The sequence below is a fragment of the Citrobacter sp. Awk 2 genome, assembly GCF_028069815.1.
GTDB lineage: Bacteria > Pseudomonadota > Gammaproteobacteria > Enterobacterales > Enterobacteriaceae > Citrobacter.
Genome location: NZ_JANEWL010000076.1, coordinates 1 through 23,029, shown reverse-complemented (window position 1 = coordinate 23,029; position 23,029 = coordinate 1). Strand labels below are relative to the sequence as shown.

Sequence of the window (23,029 nt, the reverse complement as noted above, 5' to 3'; positions counted from 1 at the left end):
GATAAACATCACACTGTTTTTAATTTCAAAATCGCTAACAAAAGTTAATTAAGTATTAACTAACTCACAGAGTGTGTATTTTTACTCCTAAAGGATTAGTCTGAATTTAATCAGACATAAAAATCTAGACTGGTAGCAATGGAGACCATGCTACGTACTATGGACACCGTACATTTTTGTGAGCAAATAAACGTATCCGTACGCCAGATTCATTACCACATGACATGGCGTGACCGCGATCACATAAAAAATACACTCACCTTGTATACCGGTGTTTCACGTAATAGCGGACAACGTAGAACCGACGGTCAGCACCCAGAAAACCGGTGTAAGCCAGCCAAACTACAGCGTCAGCCGCAGCGCTTCATAACCAGCCCGACTTCCCATCGCCTGAGGATTCTTTCCTCCGATCAATGCCATAGAAAAAAGCTAAATACTTCCAAAAATTTATAAAAACATTCTAGCCAGATATTTAAACATTAATCGCAAATACGGACATATCGAATACTGACCATTTTTTGATGCTTATCCCGGCAAAAAAGAATGTGCCACAGATCCATTTTTCAAAAAATTGACTGGGTTTTTCGCGAGGGTAAATAAAATGTTATTTAGTATACAACTTCTCATAATATTAATATGTTTGTTTTATGGCGCCAGAAAGGGCGGTATCGCGCTGGGTTTGTTAGGCGGTATCGGCCTGGTTATTCTGGTTTTCGTGTTCCATCTCCAGCCGGGTAAACCCCCTGTCGATGTAATGCTGGTTATTATTGCCGTGGTGGCCGCATCTGCAACTTTGCAAGCCTCCGGCGGTCTTGACGTTATGCTGCAAATTGCTGAAAAGCTGCTGCGTCGTAACCCAAAATACGTTTCTATCGTAGCACCGTTTGTTACCTGTACCCTGACTATCCTGTGCGGTACCGGCCACGTGGTGTATACCATTCTGCCGATCATTTATGACGTCGCCATTAAGAACAATATTCGCCCGGAACGCCCAATGGCGGCGAGTTCTATCGGTGCACAGATGGGGATTATCGCCAGCCCGGTTTCCGTAGCCGTTGTCTCGTTGGTTGCGATGCTGGGTAACGTGACATTTGAAGGCAAGCACCTCGAATTCCTCGACCTGCTCGGCATCACCATTCCATCTACCCTGCTGGGTATCCTGGCTATCGGTATTTTCAGTTGGTTCCGCGGTAAAGATCTGGATAAAGACGAAGAGTTCCAGAAGTTTATTTCCGTACCTGAAAACCATCACTATGTGTATGGCGACACGGCAACGCTGTTAGACAAAAAACTGCCGAAAAGTAACTGGCTTGCCATGTGGATCTTCCTCGCAGCCATCGCCGTTGTTGCCGTGCTCGGTGCCGTATCTGAACTGCGCCCTTCTTTTGGTGGCAAACCGCTGTCAATGGTACTGGTTATCCAGATGTTCATGCTGCTGACTGGCGCATTGATTATTATCTTAACCAAAACTAATCCCGCATCTATCTCAAAAAATGAAGTCTTCCGTTCAGGTATGATCGCGATTGTTGCGGTGTACGGTATTGCCTGGATGGCCGAAACCATGTTCGGTGCGCATATGTCTGAAATTCAGGGCGTACTGGGCGAGATGGTGAAAGAACATCCGTGGGCCTATGCGATCGTCCTGCTGTTAGTCTCCAAGTTTGTAAACTCTCAGGCTGCAGCGCTGGCGGCTATCGTTCCGGTCGCACTGGCTATCGGGGTTGATCCAGCGTACATCGTTGCTTCTGCTCCGGCATGTTACGGTTACTACATTCTGCCGACCTACCCGAGCGATCTGGCTGCTATTCAGTTTGACCGTTCAGGTACCACCCACATTGGTCGTTTCGTTATCAACCACAGCTTCATTCTGCCTGGTTTGATCGGCGTAAGCGTATCCTGTGTCTTTGGTTGGGTCTTCGCCGCAATGTACGGTTTCCTGTAATCACACTTCGCGTGCCGTCCGCTATGGTGCGGCACGCCACCTTTAAGACGCAGAGAATTTTTAAATTCCTGATAAAAATGAAAAGGCTGGAAGCAAATGTCAAAAGTTGAATTCACTTACCAGGCGGCTTTCCCACTGGGGGAAGACAAAACTGAGTACTACCTGCTGACATCCGATCATGTCAGCGTCGGCGAGTTTGAAGGCGAGTCAATCCTGAAAGTAGCACCTGAAGCACTTACGCTACTGGCCCAGCAAGCCTTCCACGATGCCTCCTTCATGCTTCGCCCTGAACACCAACAGCAAGTCGCCTCCATACTCCATGATCCTGAAGCCAGCGAAAACGATAAATACGTTGCGCTGCAATTCCTGAGAAACTCCGAGATTGCCGCCAAAGGCGTATTGCCAACCTGTCAGGATACCGGCACGGCCATTATCATGGGCAAAAAAGGTCAACGTGTCTGGACCGGCGGCGGTGACGAAGCGGCACTCTCCAGAGGCGTATTTAATACCTATATTGAAGATAACCTGCGCTACTCGCAAAACGCGGCGCTGGATATGTACAAAGAAGTAAATACCGGCACTAACCTGCCTGCGCAAATCGACCTGTACAGCGTGGACGGCGACGAATATAAATTCCTGTGCGTGGCAAAAGGCGGCGGTTCTGCCAACAAAACCTATCTGTATCAGGAAACGAAAGCACTGCTGACTCCCGGCAAGCTGAAAAACTTCCTGGTTGAGAAAATGCGTACGCTGGGGACTGCAGCTTGCCCGCCATACCATATCGCATTTGTGATTGGTGGTACGTCAGCAGAAAGCACCCTCAAAACGGTGAAACTGGCCAGCACACACTACTATGATGCGCTGCCGACTGAAGGTAACGCTCACGGTCAGGCATTCCGCGATCTGCAGCTGGAACAAGAGCTGCTGATCGAGGCCCAGAAACTCGGCCTCGGCGCCCAGTTTGGCGGGAAATATTTTGCTCACGACATCCGCGTGATTCGACTGCCTCGCCACGGCGCATCCTGCCCGGTAGGCATGGGCGTTTCCTGCTCCGCAGACCGTAATATTAAGGCCAAGATTAACCGCGAAGGTATCTGGATTGAAAAACTGGAACATAACCCAGGCCAGTACATCCCGGAATCTCTGCGCCAGGCCGGCGAAGGCGAAGTGGTTAAAGTTGACCTTAACCGTCCGATGAAAGAGATCCTTGCCCAGCTTTCTCAGTACCCGGTATCCACCCGTCTGTCGCTGAGCGGTACAATCATTGTGGGTCGCGACATCGCCCACGCGAAGCTGAAAGAACGTATCGAGTCCGGCGAAGGTCTGCCGCAGTACGTGAAAGATCACCCGATCTACTACGCAGGCCCGGCGAAAACGCCGGCTGGTTACCCGTCCGGTTCTTTGGGTCCAACCACTGCGGGTCGTATGGACTCCTATGTTGACCTGCTGCAGTCCCATGGCGGCAGCATGATCATGTTGGCAAAAGGTAACCGCAGCCAGCAAGTGACCGACGCCTGCCATAAACACGGCGGCTTCTACTTAGGTAGCATCGGGGGTCCGGCAGCTGTACTGGCGCAGCAGAGCATTAAGCATCTGGAATGCGTGGAATACCCGGAGCTGGGAATGGAAGCTATCTGGAAAATCGAAGTTGAAGATTTCCCTGCCTTCATCCTGGTCGATGACAAAGGCAACGATTTCTTCCAGCAAATCGTGAGCAAACAATGCGCTAACTGCGCGAAGTAACCTATTCGGCCCGGCACTGGACTGACCCCAAATTTTTGGGGCCAGTCCAGCGATCCCCCCGGGCCAACTTTATCCCCCCATTAACTGGCGTTGAATTTTTGCCGTTCACAGTGAATAGTAATATTTTCCATTACTTGTGAATTCACCATGCTCCGCACACTGAATCCTGTAATACTGAACGCTGGCGCTATAGTGCTGACGCTGATCCTTATCTACACTGGCTTCTGCGCCACCGAGAAATTGACCTGGTTGATGGAAGTTACGCCGGTCATTATTGTTGTGCCAGTACTGCTCGCCACCATGAGGCGTTATCCGCTGACCCCCATGCTCTACACGCTGATCTTCTTTCATGCCATCATTTTGATGGTTGGCGGCATGTATACCTACGCCAAAGTCCCCATTGGTTTTGAAGTGCAGGCGTGGTTGGATCTCAGTCGCAACCCCTATGACAAACTGGGTCATTTTTTCCAGGGACTGGTGCCAGCCCTGACGGCAAGAGAGATTTTAGTCCGCGGCAATATTGTCCGCGGCCGCAAGATGTTAGCGTTTTTAGTCTGCTGCGTAGCACTGGCAATCAGCGCCACCTATGAGCTCATTGAATGGTGGGCGGCACTGGCGATGGGACAAGGCGCGGATGACTTCCTGGGTACGCAGGGCGATCCATGGGATACCCAGTCGGATATGTTCTGCGCCCTGCTCGGCGCGCTAACGACGGTGCTTGTGCTGGCGCGAGTTCACTGTGTACAGCTACGTCGCTACAGGTTAGTAAGCGCTAACTAAATATACATACTGCCGGATGTCGATAACGTGCATCCGGCAGACGCTAAATGGACCTTATCGATGCAACCAGGCCGGCAACCACTCGCCGTGTGCGTCAATCAGATCATCCACCAACGCATAAATCTCCTCAATCCCTAATACCGCAGCGGTATGCGGATCCATCATCGCCGCGTGATAAACACGATCGCGATTCTCCGTCAGAATAGCTTCCGTCAGCAGGGTTTGAACATTGATATTCGTTTGCATCATCGCCGCCAAATGAGACGGGAGAGCACCCACTTTTGTCGGCTGAATACCATTGGCATCAACCAAACAAGCCACCTCGACACAACAGCCCTGCGGCAGGTTATCGATCAAGTTGTCGTTACGAACATTGCCATACACCACGCTGGGTTCTCCGGTCCAGATAGCGTTCATGATTGTGCTGGCATATTCCCTTGACGGTTTGATATCAATGCGCGCCGTCGTTTTGTACGCTCCCAGCTCTTTATGCCAGTTCGCTAGCTGCTCTACACAGCGCTTCGGATATTCATCCAGCGGAATCTTATAGCGCTCAATCAGATCTTCACGACCCGGTTTGATAAACCACGGCGTGTATTCAGCAAAGTGTTCCGACGACTCGGTGACGAAATACCCCAATTTTTTGAACATTTCATAACGCACAATGTTCTGGCAGCGAGTATTGCCGTGGATATTCGGTTTCGGGACCAGTCCTGCTTCATAAGCTGCCAGCAGTTCCGGATAGAGATCGACATAGGTCCCATCAGCCGTTTTACGCTCCAGTTGCAGATAAAACGCCATATGGTTGATCCCGGCGCTGCGATAGCGCAAAAAAGTAGGGTCGATATCCAAATCACGGGCCAGCTCCTCCGCCGTTCCCTGCACCGAATGACATAACCCAACCTGTTTAATATGCGGATAGCGTGCATACATTGCCCAGGTGTTCATCGCCATGGGATTAACATAATTAAGCAGGGTGGCATGCGGGCAGACGTCAGTCATATCCTCACAAATCTGCCATAAATGCGGAATCGTACGCAGTGCGCGCATAATGCCACCAGGCCCCAACGTGTCGGCTATCGTTTGTTCCAGACCGTGGCGCTTACACACGGAAAAATCGGTCACGGTACACGGCTCGTAACCGCCGATCTGGAAGGCGACAATTACAAAATCGGCATCCTGCAATGCCGCTTTTTGATCGGTATAACAAGTTATCTGGCCGCAAGCGCCAGCCGAGTCCATCAGCTTACGCACCACAATATGCGACTCTTCCAGGCGGACGGCATCGATATCCATTAAAGCAATATGCGCGGATTTCAGCGCATCGCGGTGAAAGACATCTCCGAGAATATTCTTCACGAAAATCGTCGATCCCGCGCCGATAAAAGTAATTTTGGGTGCAGACATCATGACTCTCCAGAGCGTGGGGTGATGAACGTCATGGTGGCATGAGGATGCGAGAAAAACGTCCGGCTTCTGCACTGAGTACTCCCAAAAACTCAGTTCGCCTTTTCGCCCGGATGAAAACTGAGTTTCTGGGACAATTTTTACCAAAAAGCAGAGTATCCGGGTTCAAAAAAGCACACTACCCGGTAATGGTGACCTGATTTGCGCGCCGATTCGCAGTCTTATCCGCTGAAAAATGGCATGATTCTGAACAATCAGGAACTGGAGCTACCATGACCACGCCGCCAATCTCAGCGCTTCCCCCCGATCCGCACATGTGCAACAGCGATGAAAAACAAACCCGTAGCCCACTGTCGCTGTACTCGGAATATCAACGTCTCGATATCGAACTACGTGCGCCGCACGCCATGACCACCAGCCACTGGCATGGACAGGTGGAGGTTAACGTACCGTTCGACGGCGATGTGGAATACCTGATCAATAACGAAGTGGTGCAGATAAAACAGGGCCATATCACCCTGTTTTGGGCCTGTACGCCGCACCAGTTAATACGACCTGGTGCCTGCCAGAACATGGCTATCTTTAATTTACCCATGCACCTGTTTCTCTCCTGGCCGCTGGACCGTGAACTGATCAACCACGTCACTCATGGTATGGTCATCAAATCACAAGCCTCTCAGCAACTGAGCACCTTTGAAGTTCAGCGCTGGCAACAGGAGCTGAGCAGCCCGAACGAACAAATTCGCCAGCTTGCCATCGATGAAATTAGCCTGATGCTCAAGCGGTTTAGCCTCTCCGGCTGGCAGCCAATCCTGGTCAATAAAACCGCGGGCACGCACAAAAACAGCGTTTCACGCCACGCGCAGTTTTACGTGAGTCAAATGCTTAGTTTTATTGCCGACAACTACGATCAGGCGCTCACCATCAACGATGTTGCGGATCACGTGAAGCTCAACCCCAATTATGCGATGGGGATTTTCCAGCGCGTGATGCAACTCACCATGAAGCAGTACATTACCGCGATGCGTATCAACCACGTTCGCGCATTACTGAGCGACACCGACAAAACCATTCTGGACGTCGCCCTGACCGCCGGGTTTCGCTCCAGCAGTCGTTTTTACGATACTTTCAGCAAATTTGTCGGCATGTCACCACAGCAGTACCGCAAACTGAGCCAGCAACATCGACAATCGATGGCCGGTTAAGCGCCGGATGGCGCAAACACATGCCCACTGACAGCACTTCCCATCAGGCAATATCAGTATCAGCCAAAAAAATAATTCCCCTGTCGATAAACAGTGCCGAAAAACTGCCTTCGTTCAATACCAATTGATTGTTTATAAAGGAATAAAAACAAAATAAGCTCATTTCTCGACCACTTTACAGCCCAATTCGTCAGGATAATACTTGCCTGCGTCACATTCATACGGTGTGTCTGCAATCCATACATTGCAACCTCTCCACTACCGGGTAAAAGATGATGAAAGTATTAATTGTTGAAAGTGAGTTTCTGCATCAGGACACCTGGGTTGGTAGCGCTGTCGAGCGTCTGGCTGATGCCTTAAGTCGCCAAAATGTTACCGTCATTAAGTCCACCTCATTCGACGATGGCTATGCCATCCTCGCGGCAAATGAAGCCATTGATTGCCTGATGTTCAGCTATCAAATGGAACAACAAGATGAACACCTGAATGTCAGGCAATTGATCGGCAAGCTCCACGAACGCCAGCAAAACGTCCCCGTTTTCCTGCTGGGCGATCGGGAAAAAGCCACTGCATCGCTGGATCGCGATCTGCTGGAGCTTGTCGATGAATTCGCCTGGATTCTCGAAGATACCGCTGACTTTATCGCCGGGCGCGCCGTTGCCGCGATGACCCGTTATCGCCAACAACTGTTACCGCCGCTGTTCAGCGCGCTGATGAAATACAGTGACATCCACGAATATTCCTGGGCAGCCCCTGGTCATCAGGGCGGCGTGGGATTTACTAAAACGCCGGCCGGTCGTTTCTATCATGACTACTACGGTGAAAACCTATTCCGTAGCGACATGGGTATTGAACGCGCGTCACTGGGTTCGCTGCTTGACCATACTGGCGCGTTTGGTGAAAGCGAAAAATATGCCGCGCGTGTCTTCGGCGCTGATCGTTCATGGTCCGTGGTGGTCGGTACTTCTGGCTCTAACCGCACCATCATGCAGGCATGCATGACTGATAACGATGTGGTAGTGCTGGACCGTAACTGCCATAAATCCATTGAACAAGGGCTCATTCTTACCGGGGCAAAACCGGTGTACATGGTGCCAAGCCGCAACCGCTACGGCATTATCGGGCCTATCTACCCGCAGGAGATGCAACCTGAAACATTGCAGAAAAAAATCAGCGAAAGCCCGCTGACGAAAGACAAAATCGGACAGAAACCGTCATACAGCGTTGTAACCAACTGCACCTATGACGGCGTCTGCTACAACGCAAAAGAGGCGCAGGATCTGTTAGCCCAGACCAGCGATCGCATTCATTTCGATGAAGCCTGGTACGGCTATGCGCGTTTCAACCCGATTTATGCCGATCACTACGCTATGCGTGGTGCACCTGGCGACCATAGCGGCCCAACCGTTTTTGCCACCCACTCGACCCATAAGTTGTTGAATGCGCTCTCTCAGGCATCTTACATTCACGTCCGTGAAGGTCGTGGAGCGGTAAATTTCTCCCGCTTTAACCAGGCGTACATGATGCATGCCACCACGTCTCCGCTGTATGCCATCTGTGCATCAAACGACGTGGCAGTTTCCATGATGGACGGTAACAGTGGCCTGTCGCTCACCCAGGAAGTGATCGATGAAGCCGTCGATTTCCGTCAGGCGATGGCACGGTTGTACAAAGAGTTCACGGCTGAGGGCGACTGGTTTTTCAAACCGTGGAACAAAGAGGTGGTTACCGATCCGCAAACCGGAAAAACCTATGACTTTGCGGATGCCCCCACTCAACTCCTGACGACCGATCAGAACTGCTGGGTAATGCGTCCTGGTGAATCCTGGCATGGGTTTAAAGACCTGCCAGATAACTGGAGCATGCTGGACCCCATTAAAGTCAGTATTCTGGCTCCAGGTATGGGTGATGATGGTGAACTGGAACAGACCGGTGTTCCGGCGGCGCTGGTTACCGCCTGGCTTGGCCGCCACGGCATCGTACCGACCCGTACCACCGATTTCCAGATTATGTTCTTGTTCTCTATGGGGATCACCCGTGGTAAATGGGGCACGCTGATTAACACGCTGTGCTCTTTCAAACATCACTACGATGCCAATACCCCGCTCTCACAGGTGATGCCGGAACTGGTAGAGGAACATCCTGACACTTACGCAAACATGGGTATTCACGATTTGGGCGACACCATGTTCGCCTGGCTGAAAGAAAATAACCCAGGTAGCCGACTCAATGCGGCCTACTCCGGCCTGCCTGTTGCTGAAATGACCCCGCGTGAAGCCTATAACGCGATAGTCAGCGATAACGTTGAGATGGTAGCTATTGAAAATCTGCCGGGCCGTATCGCAGCTAACTCCGTCATTCCTTACCCACCAGGAATTCCGATGCTGCTGTCCGGGGAAAACTTTGGCGATGCCAACAGCCCGCAGATTAGTTATCTACGTTCGTTGCAATCCTGGGATCATCACTTCCCTGGCTTTGAACATGAAACCGAAGGAACGGAAATTATTGACGGTGTGTATCACGTCATGTGCGTGAAAGCCTAATGTCGCTTTTTAGATAGTCTATTTTTTATAAGGTTGACGTGTGATGGTTGAGTAATTCCTGAGTATTGCTGCAAAACAATAACATTGTCATACCTTTTGCGCGGGACCACCCCGCGCTTTTTTATACGCAAATAGTACGTTGCCACTTGCGTAAAAAATTATGTACATGCCAAGAAACCCTACAGATATTGTAATTACTAAAAATCACGCTATTTTATCGCCTGTCTTGATTCATCATACAATTTTTTTAGCCGCTATTACTCAGCAGGTGCTGAGTTACGGTATTTGATGTTCATATTCCGGGAGTTTGGGTATGAGGCTTTGCAGCAAAGAAGCTTGTGTTGTTGTATTAACGGAGAAAGATGTTTGGTTAAGGATTAACGGTAAAGAAGCTATCAGTTTAAAAGCTAACCACATGGCTCTGGTGGCGTGTGATAATAATATTATCGACTTCTCTTCACTTAATAACGCACTGGTCGTACATATCAGTCGCGATGTCATTAAAGACTATCTACGATTTTTAAATAAAGATCTTTCACAGATCCCTCTCTGGCAACGTAGCGCCAACCCAGTGATGACCGCCGTCTGCCTGACGCCGGATGTCTTTCGGGTTGCCGCTCAACACAGCGTAATGGAAACGCAAAACGAAGGCGAAAATGAGCGTACTCGCTCACTACTGTTCACCGTATTATCGCGTTTTCTCGACAGCAAAAAGTTTATCTCCCTGCTTATGCATATGTTACGCAATCGCATCAGCGACAGCGTTTACCACATCATTGAGAGCGATATTCATAAAGACTGGAATTTAAGCATGGTCGCCAGTTGCTTATGTCTGAGTCCCAGTTTGTTAAAGAAAAAGCTCAAAAATGAAAATACAAGTTACAGTCAAATAATAACCACGTGTCGTATGCGTTATGCCGTCAATCAATTAATGATGGACGGGAAAAACATTTCACAGGTATCTCAGCTGTGCGGATATAACAGTACTTCATACTTTATCTCCGTATTCAAAGAGTTCTATGGAATGACGCCACTGCATTATGTCAGTCAACATCGGGAACCCTCCGCTGCCTGATTTTTGATCATTTAGCGATGAGCCATAATAATATCAGCATTGGCGATACCCCTGTTCCGCCATCATAAAATAGTCTTCTGAAGAGGTATGATGTGACGTCATTTATCCTTATCAGGAGTTAAAAAATATGTCGACGGATGCTGATGCTCACAAAGTGGGCTTAATCCCCGTCACCCTTATGGTGTCGGGGAATATTATGGGTTCCGGTGTATTCCTGCTACCCGCAAACCTGGCGTCAACTGGCGGGATTGCAATCTACGGATGGTTGGTCACTATTATCGGTGCCCTGGCACTGTCGATGGTGTACGCCAAAATGTCGTCCTTAGACTCCAGTCCCGGTGGTTCTTACGCTTATGCACGCCGCTGCTTCGGTCCCTTTTTAGGTTACCAGACTAACGTCCTGTACTGGTTGGCCTGCTGGATTGGTAACATCGCCATGGTCGTTATTGGTGTGGGTTACCTGAGCTATTTCTTCCCCATTTTAAAAGATCCGCTGGTCCTGACGCTCACTTGTGTCGTTGTACTGTGGATCTTCGTCTTGCTGAATATTGTCGGTCCAAAAATGATCACTCGCGTGCAGGCCGTTGCGACGGTACTGGCGCTGGTACCGATCGTCGGGATTGCCGTCTTCGGCTGGTTCTGGTTCCGCGGTGAAACCTATATGGCAGCCTGGAACGTCAGCGGAATGAATACCTTCGGCGCAATCCAAAGCACCTTAAACGTAACCTTATGGTCGTTCATTGGGGTTGAAAGCGCCTCTGTTGCCGCCGGTGTGGTTAAAAACCCGAAACGTAACGTCCCTATTGCCACCATTGGCGGGGTACTGATTGCCGCCGTCTGCTACGTTCTCTCAACCACGGCGATTATGGGTATGATCCCTAACGCTGCGCTGCGCGTGTCAGCCTCACCGTTTGGTGATGCTGCACGTATGGCACTGGGTGATACCGCTGGTGCCATTGTCTCCTTCTGTGCAGCAGCTGGGTGCCTTGGCTCACTGGGGGGTTGGACACTGTTGGCCGGCCAGACCGCAAAAGCGGCAGCCGATGACGGCCTGTTCCCACCGATTTTCGCTCGCGTCAACAAAGCGGGGACACCAGTTGCCGGGCTCATTATCGTCGGGATCCTGATGACCCTCTTCCAGTTCAGCAGCATGTCGCCAAACGCCGCAAAAGAATTTGGTCTGGTCTCTTCCGTCTCAGTTATCTTCACGCTGGTGCCTTATCTGTACACCTGTGCCGCTTTGCTGCTGCTGGGACACGGTCACTTTGGTAAAGCGCGTCCGATGTACTTACTGGTGACCTTCGTGGCATTTGTCTACTGCATCTGGGCAGTGGTAGGTTCTGGTGCCAAAGAAGTGATGTGGTCGTTCGTGATGTTGATGGTAATCACCGCGCTGTATGCGCTCAATTACAACCGGATCCATAAAAACCCGTATCCTCTGGATGCCCCGACCAACAATAATTAATGCCTGTAAGCGTCGTTGCCCGATGACATAAGCGCATCGGGCCTACGCATCACACACCCCACCAGTACCTGCTAACATTAAGAACTTAATGTTGGCTTAATTTTACTTTGAGAGGATCCGCTCCACTTAGTCGATGGAACCCCCTTAATGTTAAAGCTCCTGTTTAAAAGACCGACTCTCGGGCAAATCAGCTGGCTATTGCTGATCTCATTTTATCTTGCGACCTTCCTGAACATCGCGTTCTACAAACAGGTACTGCAAGACCTTCCGCTGGATTCACTGCGCAACATCCTGGTGTTCTTATCGATGCCGGTTGTCGCGTTCAGCGTCATGAATATCGTGCTCACGCTGGCCTCCTTCCTGTGGCTTAACCGCTTGGTCGCGTGCATCTTCATTTTGGTCGGGGCGTCCGCCCAGTATTTCATCATGACCTACGGCATCATCATCGACCGCTCGATGATCGCCAACATGATGGATACCACACCGGCTGAAACCTTCGCCCTCATGACACCGCAAATGCTCCTGACGCTGGGACTGAGCGGCATTCTGGCCGCCATCGTTGCCTGCTGGGTAAGAATCAAACCCATTACGCCTGCGCTGCGCAGCGTGTTGTATCGCGCTGCGAATATCCTGATATCGGCACTGCTTATCGTGCTGGTCGCCGCCTTCTTCTATAAAGATTACGCGTCGCTGTTTCGTAATAACAAAGAGCTGGTTAAGTCCCTCAGCCCGTCCAACAGCATCGTGGCAACGTCATCCTGGTATTCACACCAGAGGCTGGCCAACCTGCCGCTGGTACGTATTGGCGAAGATGCGCATCGCAATCCAGAAATGGTGAAAGGAAAACGTAAGAACCTCACTATTGTGGTGCTCGGTGAAACGTCACGCGGCGACAACTTCTCTCTGTCCGGTTATTCACGTCAGACCAATCCGTTGCTGGAAAAAGATGATGTCGTTTATTTCCCGCGTACAACATCCTGCGGTACAGCGACAGCTGTTTCCGTACCCTGCATGTTCTCCGACATGCCACGAGCGCACTACGATGAAGAGCTGGCCCACCATCAGGAAGGCGTACTCGATATCATCCAGCGGGCGGGAATTAATGTTCTGTGGAATGATAACGACGGCGGCTGTAAAGGTGCCTGTGACCGTGTACCGCATCAGGATATGACTGCACTGAACCTACCAGGACAATGTATTAACGGTGAATGCTATGATGAAGTTCTGTTCCACGGGCTGGAAGAGTACATTAATAACCTGAAGGGCGACGGCGTGATCGTGCTGCACACCATCGGTAGCCATGGTCCAACCTATTACAACCGTTATCCGCCACAGTTTAAGAAATTTACCCCAACCTGCGATACCAACGAAATTCAAACTTGTTCGCAGCAACAACTGGTGAATACCTACGACAATACCATCCTGTACATTGACTATATTGTTGATAAAGCGATCAATATACTGAAAGCACATCAGGACAATTTCACCACCAGTCTGGTTTATCTTTCCGATCACGGTGAATCCTTAGGAGAAAACGGCGTCTACTTGCACGGTCTGCCATATTCGATTGCACCTGACACACAAAAACATGTACCGATGCTATTGTGGCTTTCAGAGGACTATCAGCAACGCTACCAGGTTTCTCAAACATGTTTGCAGAAACGGGCCAGCTCAGAAGATTTCTCACAGGATAATCTGTTCTCAACCCTGCTGGGATTAACGGGCGTACAAACCAAGTATTACCAGTCAGCAGATGATATTCTGCACCCATGCAAGGGAGGCTAACCGAATGAAAATTCTGATTGTTGAAGACGATACGCTGTTACTACAGGGGCTGATACTTGCCGCACAAACGGAAGGCTACGCCTGCGATGGCGTGTCAACAGCCCGTGCCGCCGAACATTGCCTGGAAACGGGCCATTACAGTCTTGTCGTTCTGGATTTAGGTTTGCCGGATGAGGATGGCCTGCATTTTCTGACCCGCATCAGGCAGAAAAAATATACCGTTCCGGTCCTGATCCTGACCGCCCGCGACACCGTGAAAGACCGCATCACCGGGCTGGACGTCGGCGCGGATGACTATCTGGTCAAACCGTTCGCGCTGGAAGAACTGCATGCCCGCATTCGGGCGCTGTTGCGCCGGCATAACAATCAGGGTGAAAGTGAGATTATCATTGGCAACCTGACATTGAATATCGGCCGCCGCCAGGTGTGGATGGATGGACAAGAAATTGTCTTAACGCCAAAAGAGTATGCGCTATTGTCGCGGCTGATGCTCAAAGCGGGGAGCCCGGTACACCGGGAAATTCTGTATAACGACATCTACAGCTGGGATAACGAACCGTCGACCAATACGCTGGAAGTCCACATCCATAACTTGCGCGATAAAGTGGGAAAATCACGCATTCGCACGGTTCGAGGTTTTGGCTACATGCTGGCCGCTACTGAGGAAAGCTAAGTGAATTTGATGCGTTTTCTAAAACAACCGCTCCCGCTTCGCCAGCGTTTAATGCTGACGATCGGCCTGATTCTGCTGGTCTTCCAGCTGATTAGCACCTTCTGGTTGTGGCACGAAAGCACCGAGCAAATACAGCTGTTCGAACAGGCGTTACGCGAAAACCGTAACAACGATCGCCATATCATGCATGAGATCCGTGAGGCTATCGCCAGCCTAATCGTCCCCGGCATTTTTATGGTCAGCCTGACGCTCATTATTTGCTATCAGGCGGTGCGGCGCATTACCCGTCCTCTTGCCGACCTCCAACAGGAGTTAGAAACCCGCACAGCGGATAATCTGGCTCCCATTAATATCCGTAGCTCCACCATTGAGATACAGGCGGTAGTGACGGCACTCAATCAGTTGGTTACGCGGCTAACAACCACTATCGACAACGAGCGTCTGTTTACTGCCGACGTTGCCCATGAGCTACGAACGCCACTATCCGGCGTTCGTCTGCATCTGGAATTGCTCTCAAAAACCCACAATGTTGACGTTACGCCGCTCATCACCCGTCTCGACCAAATGATGGACAGCGTGTCGCAGCTGTTGCAACTCGCCCGTGTGGGTCAGTCGTTTTCGGCCGGAAATTACCAGCATGTTAAGCTGCTGGAGGACGTCATACTGCCCTCCTACGATGAGCTCAGCACCATGCTGGACCAGCGACAACAAACGTTGCTCCTACCGGCAAGTGCAGAGGATGTCATCGTACGCGGTGACGCCACGCTGTTGCGGATGTTGTTGCGAAATCTGGTAGAAAACGCCCACCGTTACAGCCCGGAAGGTACCAACATTACGATTGACCTTAACGCGGAACAAAATGCAATTCTGGCCGTTGAGGATGAGGGGCCAGGCATTGATGAAAGTAAATGCGGGGAGTTAAGCAAAGCGTTTGTACGCATGGACAGCCGTTTCGGCGGCATTGGGCTGGGATTGAGTATTGTCAGTCGAATTACCCAACTTCATCGCGGGCAGTTCTTTTTACAAAACCGCCCAGGAGCTAGTGGTACTCGCGCCTGGGTGGTACTGGAGAAAGATCAGTAAGAGCTCACCCACACGTACAAAAAGCTGCTCACAATCAGTACGCTGCATACGGTGGTCAAACTTTCATAAATACGGGTTTTCATGACACTCTCCTCCGATAATCTGGAGGAGAGTTTGCCTTACGGAGATTAAGCCAACCTTAAGGCCACGCGCCGGATGGCGGCTGACGCCTTATCCGGCCTACAAAGTACAATGCTACCCATAGACCTGATAAACGTAGTGCCGACAGGCAATAACACGAATACTCTGGCTATGCGCCGGATGGCGGCTGACGCCTTATCCGGCCTACAAAGTACAATGCTACCCGTCGGCCTGATAAACGTAGTGCCGACAGGCAATGACTCGAATACTCTGGCTATGCGCCGGATGGCGGCTGACGCCTTATCCGGCCTACAAAGTACAATGCTACCCGTAGGCCTGATAAACGTAGTGCCATCAGGCAATGACTCGAATACTCTGGCTATGCTCCGGATGGCGGCTGACACCTTATCCGGCCTACAAAGTACAATGCTACCTGTAGGCCTGATAAACGTAGTGCCGACAGGCAATGACTCGAATACTCTGGCTATGCGCCGGATGGCGGCTGACGCCTTATCCGGCCTACAAAGCACAATGCTACCCGTAGGCCTGATAAACGTAGTGCCATCAGGCAATGACTCGAATACTCTGGCTATGCGCCGGATGGCGGCTGACGCCTTATCCGGCCTACAAAGCACAATGCTACCCGTAGGCCTGATAAACGTAGTGCCATCAGGCAATGACATCATTACTCATCAATACGCGGATGCTGCTGGACCAGGCGCGAACGCTTAATCTGTAGCTCAGCAATTTCCTGATCGATGTCTTCGATTTTTTGCTCAATGTTATCGTAGTGCTCACCGAGAATTTCTTTCGCTTCCTGAATATCCGAAGCGGCAGGTGTCGCCCCTTTCAGCGGCTGATTGGCGGTCTCTTTCATGGTCACACCGGTAATTAAACCAATCACCGCAATCACCATCAGATAGTAAGCAGGCATCATCAGATTCTGCGAACTTTCCACCAGCCAGGCGGCCAGCGTCGGCGTCAGACCTGCAACCAGTACCGAGATGTTAAACGCGGCGGCCAGCGCACTGTAACGAATATGTGTCGGGAACATCGCGGGTAACGTTGATGCCATTACCCCGGTGAAGCAGTTGAGGATCACCGCCAGCATCAGCAACCCGGCGAAAATCAGGCCAATGACATTGCTGTTAATCAGAATAAATGCCGGGATTGCCAGCACAAACAGTGCAATACTGCCCATGATCACAAATGGACGACGCCCGAAACGGTCACTCAGCAGGCCCATCACCGGCTGCACAAACAGCATACCAATCATAATGGCGATAATAATCAGCACACCGTGATCTTCAGAGTAGTGCAGGTTATGCGACAGGTAGCTCGGCATATAGGTGAGCAGCATGTAGTAGGTGACGTTGGTCGCAATCACCAGACCGATGCACGCCAGCAGGCTGCGCCAGTGTTTAGTCGCAATTTCTTTAAACGAAATCTTCGGTCCTTCCTGCAGACCCTGACGATCACCCTGCTCCAGCTTGTCGACATGCTGTTGAAATGCAGGCGTTTCTTCCAGAGCATGACGCAGATACAGACCAATCAACCCTAACGGTAGTGCCAGGAAGAACGGAATACGCCAACCCCATTCAAGGAAGTTGTCTTCACCGACGACAGTCGAGATCAAGACGACTACACCGGCACCCAGCACAAACCCGGCAATAGAGCCGAAGTCCAGCCAACTGCCCATAAATCCACGCTTACGATCCGGGGAATACTCTGCGACAAAAATCGACGCGCCGGTATACTCCCCACCGACCGAAAAGCCCTGTGCCATCTTACACAGCAACAGCAGGATCGGTGCCCAGATACCAATAGACGCATACGAAGGGATCAACCCAATACAGAAGGTACTGATCGACATAATCACAATCGTGATAGCCAGGATCTTTTGGCGACCGTATTTATCGCCGAGCATACCGAAGAACAATCCGCCAAGCGGTCGAATCAGAAAGGGAACGGAGAAGGTAGCGAGTGCAGCAACCATCTGCACGCTGGGGTCAGCCCCCGGGAAGAACACTTTACCTAATGCGTAAGCAACAAACCCATAAACACCAAAATCAAACCACTCCATTGCATTACCGAGTGACGCTGCGGTAATGGCTTTTCGCAGTTTTCCGTCATCAATAATGGTGACGTCGCGAAGCGTAATTGGCTTTATTTTTTTCCTTTTTAGCATACCAGTCCTCATAGACTTAGCCCTGTCGCGCTACAGATCGAGTCTCCCAACGCCGTATGCGCTAAGGTCATCGCCGAGCGGGGATTGCACAGGCGCAATCCCTGTAACAAGCGTAGCAGGTTTACTTACACTGACTGATAATGAGCAGTACAACCGAACCTGTTGACGCCTGATTGGGCGGTTAATGACCTCTTTACCCTAACAGTGTTTAAATGTGTGATCAACTTCACACATAGTTTTTCATTTCGTCAACCTGCGTAAATAAGGTCATTCTCAGTCATCTTTTTTACATGAAATGCTTGCGATTTATAGGCAATTAATTACAAGAATAAATCGCTTGGTTTCATCAACAATCACAGAAGTCACTATTATTCTGCTAGCAAAAAATTCACCTAATCCCTTCACAAAAAGATCACAGGTTTTTTAATAATCGGAACCTGTAATGATCTTTGCTCAGAATATGTGATGAAGATAACTAAAACATCGTTTTATTTTGATTGAATCAATGTTCCTGTGAATGCAAACTAATTCCAGACGCAATATCCCTGGGAGCAGTAGCACGCTCAACGTATGCCGCGTTAGATTTTATAAAACAAAGAGATAGCCGTTTTCTCTGTTAAAACTCACAAGTAACCTTTTGAATTTAAATAATTTTTACTTTCTTGCGCGTTTATAACCTGCGACAAGACATGAGGACGTTTATGAAAATTAAAGCCACGATTGAACGCATCCCCGGCGGAATGATGTTGATTCCTCTGTTATTAGGCGCAGTGTTAAATACGTTAGCTCCGGATACGGGCGCGTATTTCGGTTCATTTACCAAAGGTATGATCAGCGGGACAGTTCCGATTCTGGCAGTGTGGTTTTTTTGTATCGGTGCATCAATTGATTTGCGAGCAACCGGTACGGTATTACGCAAGTCAGGTACATTGGTATTAACCAAAATAGCCGTAGCCTGGGCAGTGGCAATGATTGCCGCTTCATTTATTCCTGATACTGGCATTCAAACCGGGTTCTTTGCAGGTCTTTCCGTACTGGCAATTGTCTCAGCAATGGACATGACCAACGGGGGTTTGTACGCCAGCCTGATGAACCAGTATGGTACGAAAGAAGAGTCTGGCGCATTTGTTTTGATGTCTCTGGAGTCCGGTCCGTTAATGACCATGGTCATTCTGGGTTCTGCCGGCCTGGCCTCCTTTGAGCCACACCATTTCATCGGCGCGGTCCTGCCGTTCCTGATTGGCTTTACACTGGGCAACCTGGATCACGACCTGCGAACCTTCTTTAGCAAAGCGACACCGGTACTGATTCCATTCTTCGGCTTCGCACTGGGTAACACCATTAACCTGAGCGTCATCGTTGATACCGGTCTGCTGGGTATCCTGCTGGGTGTGGCCGTCATCGTTATCACCGGTATCCCACTGATTATTGCTGACCGCGTTATTGGCGGCGGGAACGGTACGGCGGGTGTCGCCGCCTCTTCTGCAGCTGGCGCTGCAGTGGCGAACCCAGTCATCATCGCCCAGATTAACCCGGCATTTGAACCGGTTGCCGCTTCGGCAACGGCTCTGGTCGCTGCCAGCGTGATAGTGACTGCGATTCTGGTGCCAATTATCACGGCACTGTACGCCAAACGTTTTAACAAGGAACATGTTGCCAACAATACGGCAGCCACCCCGGCAGACTCTCTGCACCACTAAGTCGGGCTACACATCATTCGCCGTCCCTGCTCAGTGATTCAGAGAGGGACGGTGCAAAAATCTCCTCAACCATCGCATCAACCAGTCGCTTTGCCGAACACAGTCTCGGCATCCCCAACGCCACATTCTGCCAACGCTGCGTCACCGACCAGCTCACCGGATGGCGCTGTGCATCACACCAGTCACCCAGCCAACTCAGCAGATCGTTATGTTCGCTCGAACCCCCAACAGCAGGTGAACTCAGCCATTGATGGTAATAATGGCGCGTAGTAGGTGCCGCATTCACGCTGTGTGCCAGTGTCTGGGCAGCCATCGTGCGTAAATTGTCTTTTAGCATCGACACAACATCGGCATTCGCCAGCCGACAGGCATCACCAAAGGCACCCCAGCGCAGCTCCTCTAGCGCAACAAAGCAGCGTCCGGGTAATGACCAGCCGTCATACGCCCCAGCCCGCCAGCGAGTAAAAATCTGTTCACTGTGTTCGCCTGCCTGCACGGTCAGCCCACGTTGCGTCAGCGCTTTCTCTTTATATGCACTACGTTGGGCAAACCCGTCAGCCAGTGAAATTAATTGCTGCATCACGCCGGGAGTTGATTGTCCGCGTGGCTGTTCAGTTTGTTGTAAGAGCACCAGTCGCTCGGCAATACGTACCAGCGCCAGGTGGCCAGGATCGATAGTGCCAGCCAGCTTTTCCACCAGCTTAAGGCGCATCACCAGGTGTTCGCTGGATACCCCTGCCATCACCCACGCCCGCAGCTGCGTCTGGGATAACACTTCCTGCGTCAGGCGCGCACGCAACCGCTGCTGCTGCTGCAGAAAACCGCCGGAACGTTTGGTTTCATCTCCCTGAACCAGATCGACCATAAACTTCGGGTAGACGCACTCCAGCGTCCGCCCAGGGCCTTCCAGTAACACGTTAGTCATGTATGCTCGGTTGCAAAAAGGGTGTGGATATCGTCACGCAGCAAGCGGGAATCTTCATAAATCCATGCCGCCGTCGTAATACGATGCTGCAATTGTTCATTCATTGCGTTCACCGCCGATTCATTTTGCTGGCGCAGAGTCAGACTCTCGCGCAGGCTCGCCTGCAATTGTGTCAGACACAGTGAAAAATCAGCAAAAAACGTGGCCATGCCTGCCGTAACGGAAATATCGACCTGAGCAACTAAAGCTTTACGAATTTGTTGGCAAAACTGAGTGACATAATGGACAAGGTTCTTGTGCAACGCGCCCATATCAATGAGATAACGCGTTTTTGTTTCGACGTAATCATTCCATCCCCAGTTTGGTTGATTCAACCAACGTGAGAATGTGTCACGTACAACACCGCCGGTAGACGGGGCATTATCCGCCGGGATATCCTGTTCAATAGCCTCGTTAAACAACTGACGTGTATTGAAATTAAACATCGACGCATGAAAGGCTGGAAAACGGATCCGCGCCCGAAATCCGGCATGGTTCAGATCCTCTTTCACCCGTTGTTCAATAGGCCGCATAGCATCATTCAGCGCCCGGGATAACGTCGATTCGAGCTCCTCAAAACGCAGCGCCAGGTCCCGACTGATACTCTCCTGCGCCGCCAGCAGAACAACCTCACAGGAGGAGCGAATTTTATCTAACACAATTTTCGCTTGCCCCTCGTCATGCAATACCAGCATATCACCGGCCATTTCCGCCGTCGCAATGGCAGCGCCCATGCCATGTTGTGACATCATCAGCACGTTTTCTTTAACAAAGAACGTATTAATACCGCACAGAATCTCGGTCTGCTGCTGATTGAGATAGCCGGCAGCAGCCTCCAGTGCCAGTTCAACCTCGTGACTGACCTCATCACCCACCCGCGCCTGGCTTATCTGCAACTGTTGCATGTCATCTTCAATATGCGCGATGTTCATCCGCAACTGCTCATAGGCTACGGTTAAGCCGTGAGCGCGAAATTCCAGATATTCGTGTGCGCTTTGCGAATAGTTCAATAGCTTGTGTGATGCCGAGCGGAGCGCGTACAGTGAAGCATTAGCATAGGCTGCATGGATCACTTTCTGAATCGGTTGTTCAAACAGTGAGTCTTCCCAAAGCAGATCGGCGGCATGGCGAATATGTTCTTTATCATCAAGATCGGTGGTACGCCAGCGCCTGCCGAGTGCCGCTTCGGCAAAGTCCTGGACCCAGCGCTGCTCCTGATGATCCGGCAAACGCCCATTGTTCACGAGTTCATGACGTGCCCTGTTGGCCAGATATCCCCACATTGAGGAGACCGGATAAATACGTTCAGGCGTAATACCGCCTTTCATCAACGTGCCGGAAATTAGCGCCCGCACCTGCTCTTCATCATCGCTGTTGCGGTCTTTCTGATCGAATTTGTTAACCAGCGCGTACAGCGGCACTGATTTCCCGACCGCCATAATGGCCTGACGGACTTCCTCATCCGAAATCGACTTCAGTTGGGTATAATCCATCACCGCCAGTACCGCTGATGCCCGGGCCAGCTGTTCATTGAGCATTTGCTGTAAGTGTGGCTGCCCGGCCTCATTCGGCCCGGGAGTATCCAGCAGCGTCAATTGTCCCGGATAACTTGCCAGCCCGGCCAGATGCACGAACTCAACCTCAATAACCGGAATATGCTCAATTGCAGCATAGGCGGCAAACGGAAACTCCACCTCCAGCGCTTTAGACAAACGCACCAGATCGTTCAGGCTCTTGAGAAAATGGAAAATGGGTTGTGCGCCAAGATAATACCGTTCAAATGCCACGCCATTTTCAATATGTTGAAGCAGGGCATTCATATCCTTATCTATTTCCAGCGTCTGAGCCAGACGCTGGCGGTCGCATTCCCGCACGCGCTGCTGTAATACTTTCATTAAGGCGTCAATTGGCGCGACATGCGAGAAATGCAGCACCGGCTCTTTCTGTCCCGGTGTATGGCGGATAAGGGTCGGTAACGCCGTCATAGGGCGATTACGATTAGGTAAAACCTCGGTTCCGACAATCGCGTTAATCGTCGTCGACTTTCCCGCCTTCATCGTACCGACAATAGCCAGAACCATTTCCAGACGGGTAATCTTTCGCAGTTCATTGTTGAGCGTTGCCTGCTGGACATCCATGCCACGAGCGCTGAAATGCAGGGGCTGAACAACCTGTCCGCTATGCTCTCCTTTTTTCAACATGACATCATTCGCCGAGGTCATTGGCAATTTTTGCAATTGCCTGAGATGTTCAAGAGAGAGCATCAGTAAGCGTTCAGCTTCCTGACTTAATTCATAAATTGTCTGTGTGTACATGGAAAATCTTTCCTTAACGCAAATAGCATTACTTTTATTTAGCCAAATCGTTTTATTTATAGATCTTCGGCTTTTATAAT

The 23,029-nt window shown here is 50.6% G+C and carries 16 protein-coding genes; 11 read left to right on the top strand and 5 right to left on the bottom strand.

The window, feature by feature from the left end:
* Nucleotides 1-601 precede the first annotated feature (601 nt).
* The 3 genes from dcuB (at nucleotide 602) to NNO02_RS17075 (ending at nucleotide 4,465) form a co-directional block, all read left to right on the top strand.
* Nucleotides 602-1,942, top strand: coding sequence for an anaerobic C4-dicarboxylate transporter DcuB (gene dcuB / locus NNO02_RS17085; protein ID WP_048213861.1), 1,341 nt, complete (start codon nucleotides 602-604; stop codon nucleotides 1,940-1,942).
* Between the two features lie 96 nt (nucleotides 1,943-2,038).
* Entirely contained in the window at nucleotides 2,039-3,685 is a 1,647-nt protein-coding gene (gene fumA / locus NNO02_RS17080; RefSeq protein WP_137382873.1) for a class I fumarate hydratase FumA, read from the top strand.
* A 147-nt stretch (nucleotides 3,686-3,832) separates the two neighbouring features.
* Nucleotides 3,833-4,465 (top strand): DUF2238 domain-containing protein, encoded by a 633-nt coding sequence (locus NNO02_RS17075; RefSeq protein WP_271455326.1) that lies wholly within the window; start codon nucleotides 3,833-3,835, stop codon nucleotides 4,463-4,465.
* 54 nt (nucleotides 4,466-4,519) lie between these two features.
* Here the strand turns inward: NNO02_RS17075 and NNO02_RS17070 are convergent, their stop codons facing one another.
* The gene (locus NNO02_RS17070) at nucleotides 4,520-5,875 is read right to left on the bottom strand and encodes an alpha-glucosidase/alpha-galactosidase (RefSeq protein ID WP_271455325.1); all 1,356 of its coding nucleotides are present in this window, start codon (nucleotides 5,873-5,875) and stop codon (nucleotides 4,520-4,522) included.
* Between the two features lie 269 nt (nucleotides 5,876-6,144).
* On the opposite strand from NNO02_RS17070, the gene melR reads away from it, so the two are divergent.
* The 7 genes from melR to pmrB all read left to right on the top strand — a co-directional run bounded on the left by melR (nucleotide 6,145) and on the right by pmrB (nucleotide 15,701).
* Nucleotides 6,145-7,077 (top strand): transcriptional regulator MelR, encoded by a 933-nt coding sequence (gene melR, locus NNO02_RS17065; RefSeq protein ID WP_271449268.1) that lies wholly within the window; start codon nucleotides 6,145-6,147, stop codon nucleotides 7,075-7,077.
* 275 nt (nucleotides 7,078-7,352) lie between these two features.
* Nucleotides 7,353-9,620 (top strand): arginine decarboxylase, encoded by a 2,268-nt coding sequence (gene adiA, locus NNO02_RS17060; RefSeq protein ID WP_271449307.1) that lies wholly within the window; start codon nucleotides 7,353-7,355, stop codon nucleotides 9,618-9,620.
* A gap of 313 nt (nucleotides 9,621-9,933) precedes the next feature.
* Nucleotides 9,934-10,695, top strand: coding sequence for an AraC family transcriptional regulator (locus NNO02_RS17055; protein WP_137382902.1), 762 nt, complete (start codon nucleotides 9,934-9,936; stop codon nucleotides 10,693-10,695).
* Between the two features lie 127 nt (nucleotides 10,696-10,822).
* Nucleotides 10,823-12,160: an arginine/agmatine antiporter gene (gene adiC, locus NNO02_RS17050; protein ID WP_137382877.1), complete on the top strand. Its 1,338-nt coding sequence runs from the start codon at nucleotides 10,823-10,825 to the stop codon at nucleotides 12,158-12,160.
* Between the two features lie 147 nt (nucleotides 12,161-12,307).
* Nucleotides 12,308-13,945: a phosphoethanolamine transferase EptA gene (gene eptA / locus NNO02_RS17045; RefSeq protein ID WP_271455324.1), complete on the top strand. Its 1,638-nt coding sequence runs from the start codon at nucleotides 12,308-12,310 to the stop codon at nucleotides 13,943-13,945.
* 4 nt (nucleotides 13,946-13,949) lie between these two features.
* A complete protein-coding gene (gene pmrA, locus NNO02_RS17040) occupies nucleotides 13,950-14,618 on the top strand; it encodes a two-component system response regulator PmrA (RefSeq protein WP_048213870.1) in 669 nt (222 codons plus the stop codon).
* A 9-nt stretch (nucleotides 14,619-14,627) separates the two neighbouring features.
* Nucleotides 14,628-15,701 (top strand): two-component system sensor histidine kinase PmrB, encoded by a 1,074-nt coding sequence (gene pmrB / locus NNO02_RS17035; RefSeq protein ID WP_271455327.1) that lies wholly within the window; start codon nucleotides 14,628-14,630, stop codon nucleotides 15,699-15,701.
* Here pmrB and pmrR read toward each other — a convergent pair.
* Both pmrR and proP read right to left on the bottom strand, forming a co-directional pair.
* Complete coding sequence (pmrR, locus tag NNO02_RS17030; protein WP_003826741.1) at nucleotides 15,695-15,784, bottom strand: LpxT activity modulator PmrR; 90 nt, start codon at nucleotides 15,782-15,784, stop codon at nucleotides 15,695-15,697. The two genes, pmrB and pmrR, sit on opposite strands and share 7 nt — an antisense overlap.
* Nucleotides 15,785-16,467: 683 nt before the next feature.
* A complete protein-coding gene (proP, locus tag NNO02_RS17025; RefSeq protein ID WP_271455323.1) occupies nucleotides 16,468-17,970 on the bottom strand; it encodes a glycine betaine/L-proline transporter ProP in 1,503 nt (500 codons plus the stop codon).
* Nucleotides 17,971-18,671: 701 nt separating this feature from the next.
* On the opposite strand from proP, the gene kdgT reads away from it, so the two are divergent.
* A complete protein-coding gene (gene kdgT, locus NNO02_RS17020) occupies nucleotides 18,672-19,670 on the top strand; it encodes a 2-keto-3-deoxygluconate transporter (RefSeq protein WP_271455322.1) in 999 nt (332 codons plus the stop codon).
* Nucleotides 19,671-19,683: 13 nt separating this feature from the next.
* Here kdgT and NNO02_RS17015 read toward each other — a convergent pair whose 3' ends face one another.
* Both NNO02_RS17015 and crfC read right to left on the bottom strand, forming a co-directional pair.
* The gene (locus tag NNO02_RS17015; RefSeq protein WP_271442526.1) at nucleotides 19,684-20,595 is read right to left on the bottom strand and encodes a diguanylate cyclase regulator RdcB family protein; all 912 of its coding nucleotides are present in this window, start codon (nucleotides 20,593-20,595) and stop codon (nucleotides 19,684-19,686) included.
* Entirely contained in the window at nucleotides 20,592-22,949 is a 2,358-nt protein-coding gene (gene crfC, locus NNO02_RS17010; protein ID WP_271442527.1) for a clamp-binding protein CrfC, read from the bottom strand. Before crfC ends, NNO02_RS17015 begins: the two co-directional genes overlap by 4 nt.
* Between the last annotated feature and the right edge of the window lie 80 nt (nucleotides 22,950-23,029).

Coding starts and splice junctions, on each gene's coding strand:
- dcuB (WP_048213861.1), top strand. CDS start 602: ATGTTATTTAGTATACAACTTCTCATAATATTAATATGTTTGTTTTAT.
- fumA (WP_137382873.1), top strand. CDS start 2,039: ATGTCAAAAGTTGAATTCACTTACCAGGCGGCTTTCCCACTGGGGGAA.
- NNO02_RS17075 (WP_271455326.1), top strand. CDS start 3,833: ATGCTCCGCACACTGAATCCTGTAATACTGAACGCTGGCGCTATAGTG.
- NNO02_RS17070 (WP_271455325.1), bottom strand. CDS start 5,875: ATGATGTCTGCACCCAAAATTACTTTTATCGGCGCGGGATCGACGATT.
- melR (WP_271449268.1), top strand. CDS start 6,145: ATGACCACGCCGCCAATCTCAGCGCTTCCCCCCGATCCGCACATGTGC.
- adiA (WP_271449307.1), top strand. CDS start 7,353: ATGAAAGTATTAATTGTTGAAAGTGAGTTTCTGCATCAGGACACCTGG.
- NNO02_RS17055 (WP_137382902.1), top strand. CDS start 9,934: ATGAGGCTTTGCAGCAAAGAAGCTTGTGTTGTTGTATTAACGGAGAAA.
- adiC (WP_137382877.1), top strand. CDS start 10,823: ATGTCGACGGATGCTGATGCTCACAAAGTGGGCTTAATCCCCGTCACC.
- eptA (WP_271455324.1), top strand. CDS start 12,308: ATGTTAAAGCTCCTGTTTAAAAGACCGACTCTCGGGCAAATCAGCTGG.
- pmrA (WP_048213870.1), top strand. CDS start 13,950: ATGAAAATTCTGATTGTTGAAGACGATACGCTGTTACTACAGGGGCTG.
- pmrB (WP_271455327.1), top strand. CDS start 14,628: ATGCGTTTTCTAAAACAACCGCTCCCGCTTCGCCAGCGTTTAATGCTG.
- pmrR (WP_003826741.1), bottom strand. CDS start 15,784: ATGAAAACCCGTATTTATGAAAGTTTGACCACCGTATGCAGCGTACTG.
- proP (WP_271455323.1), bottom strand. CDS start 17,970: ATGCTAAAAAGGAAAAAAATAAAGCCAATTACGCTTCGCGACGTCACC.
- kdgT (WP_271455322.1), top strand. CDS start 18,672: ATGAAAATTAAAGCCACGATTGAACGCATCCCCGGCGGAATGATGTTG.
- NNO02_RS17015 (WP_271442526.1), bottom strand. CDS start 20,595: ATGACTAACGTGTTACTGGAAGGCCCTGGGCGGACGCTGGAGTGCGTC.
- crfC (WP_271442527.1), bottom strand. CDS start 22,949: ATGTACACACAGACAATTTATGAATTAAGTCAGGAAGCTGAACGCTTA.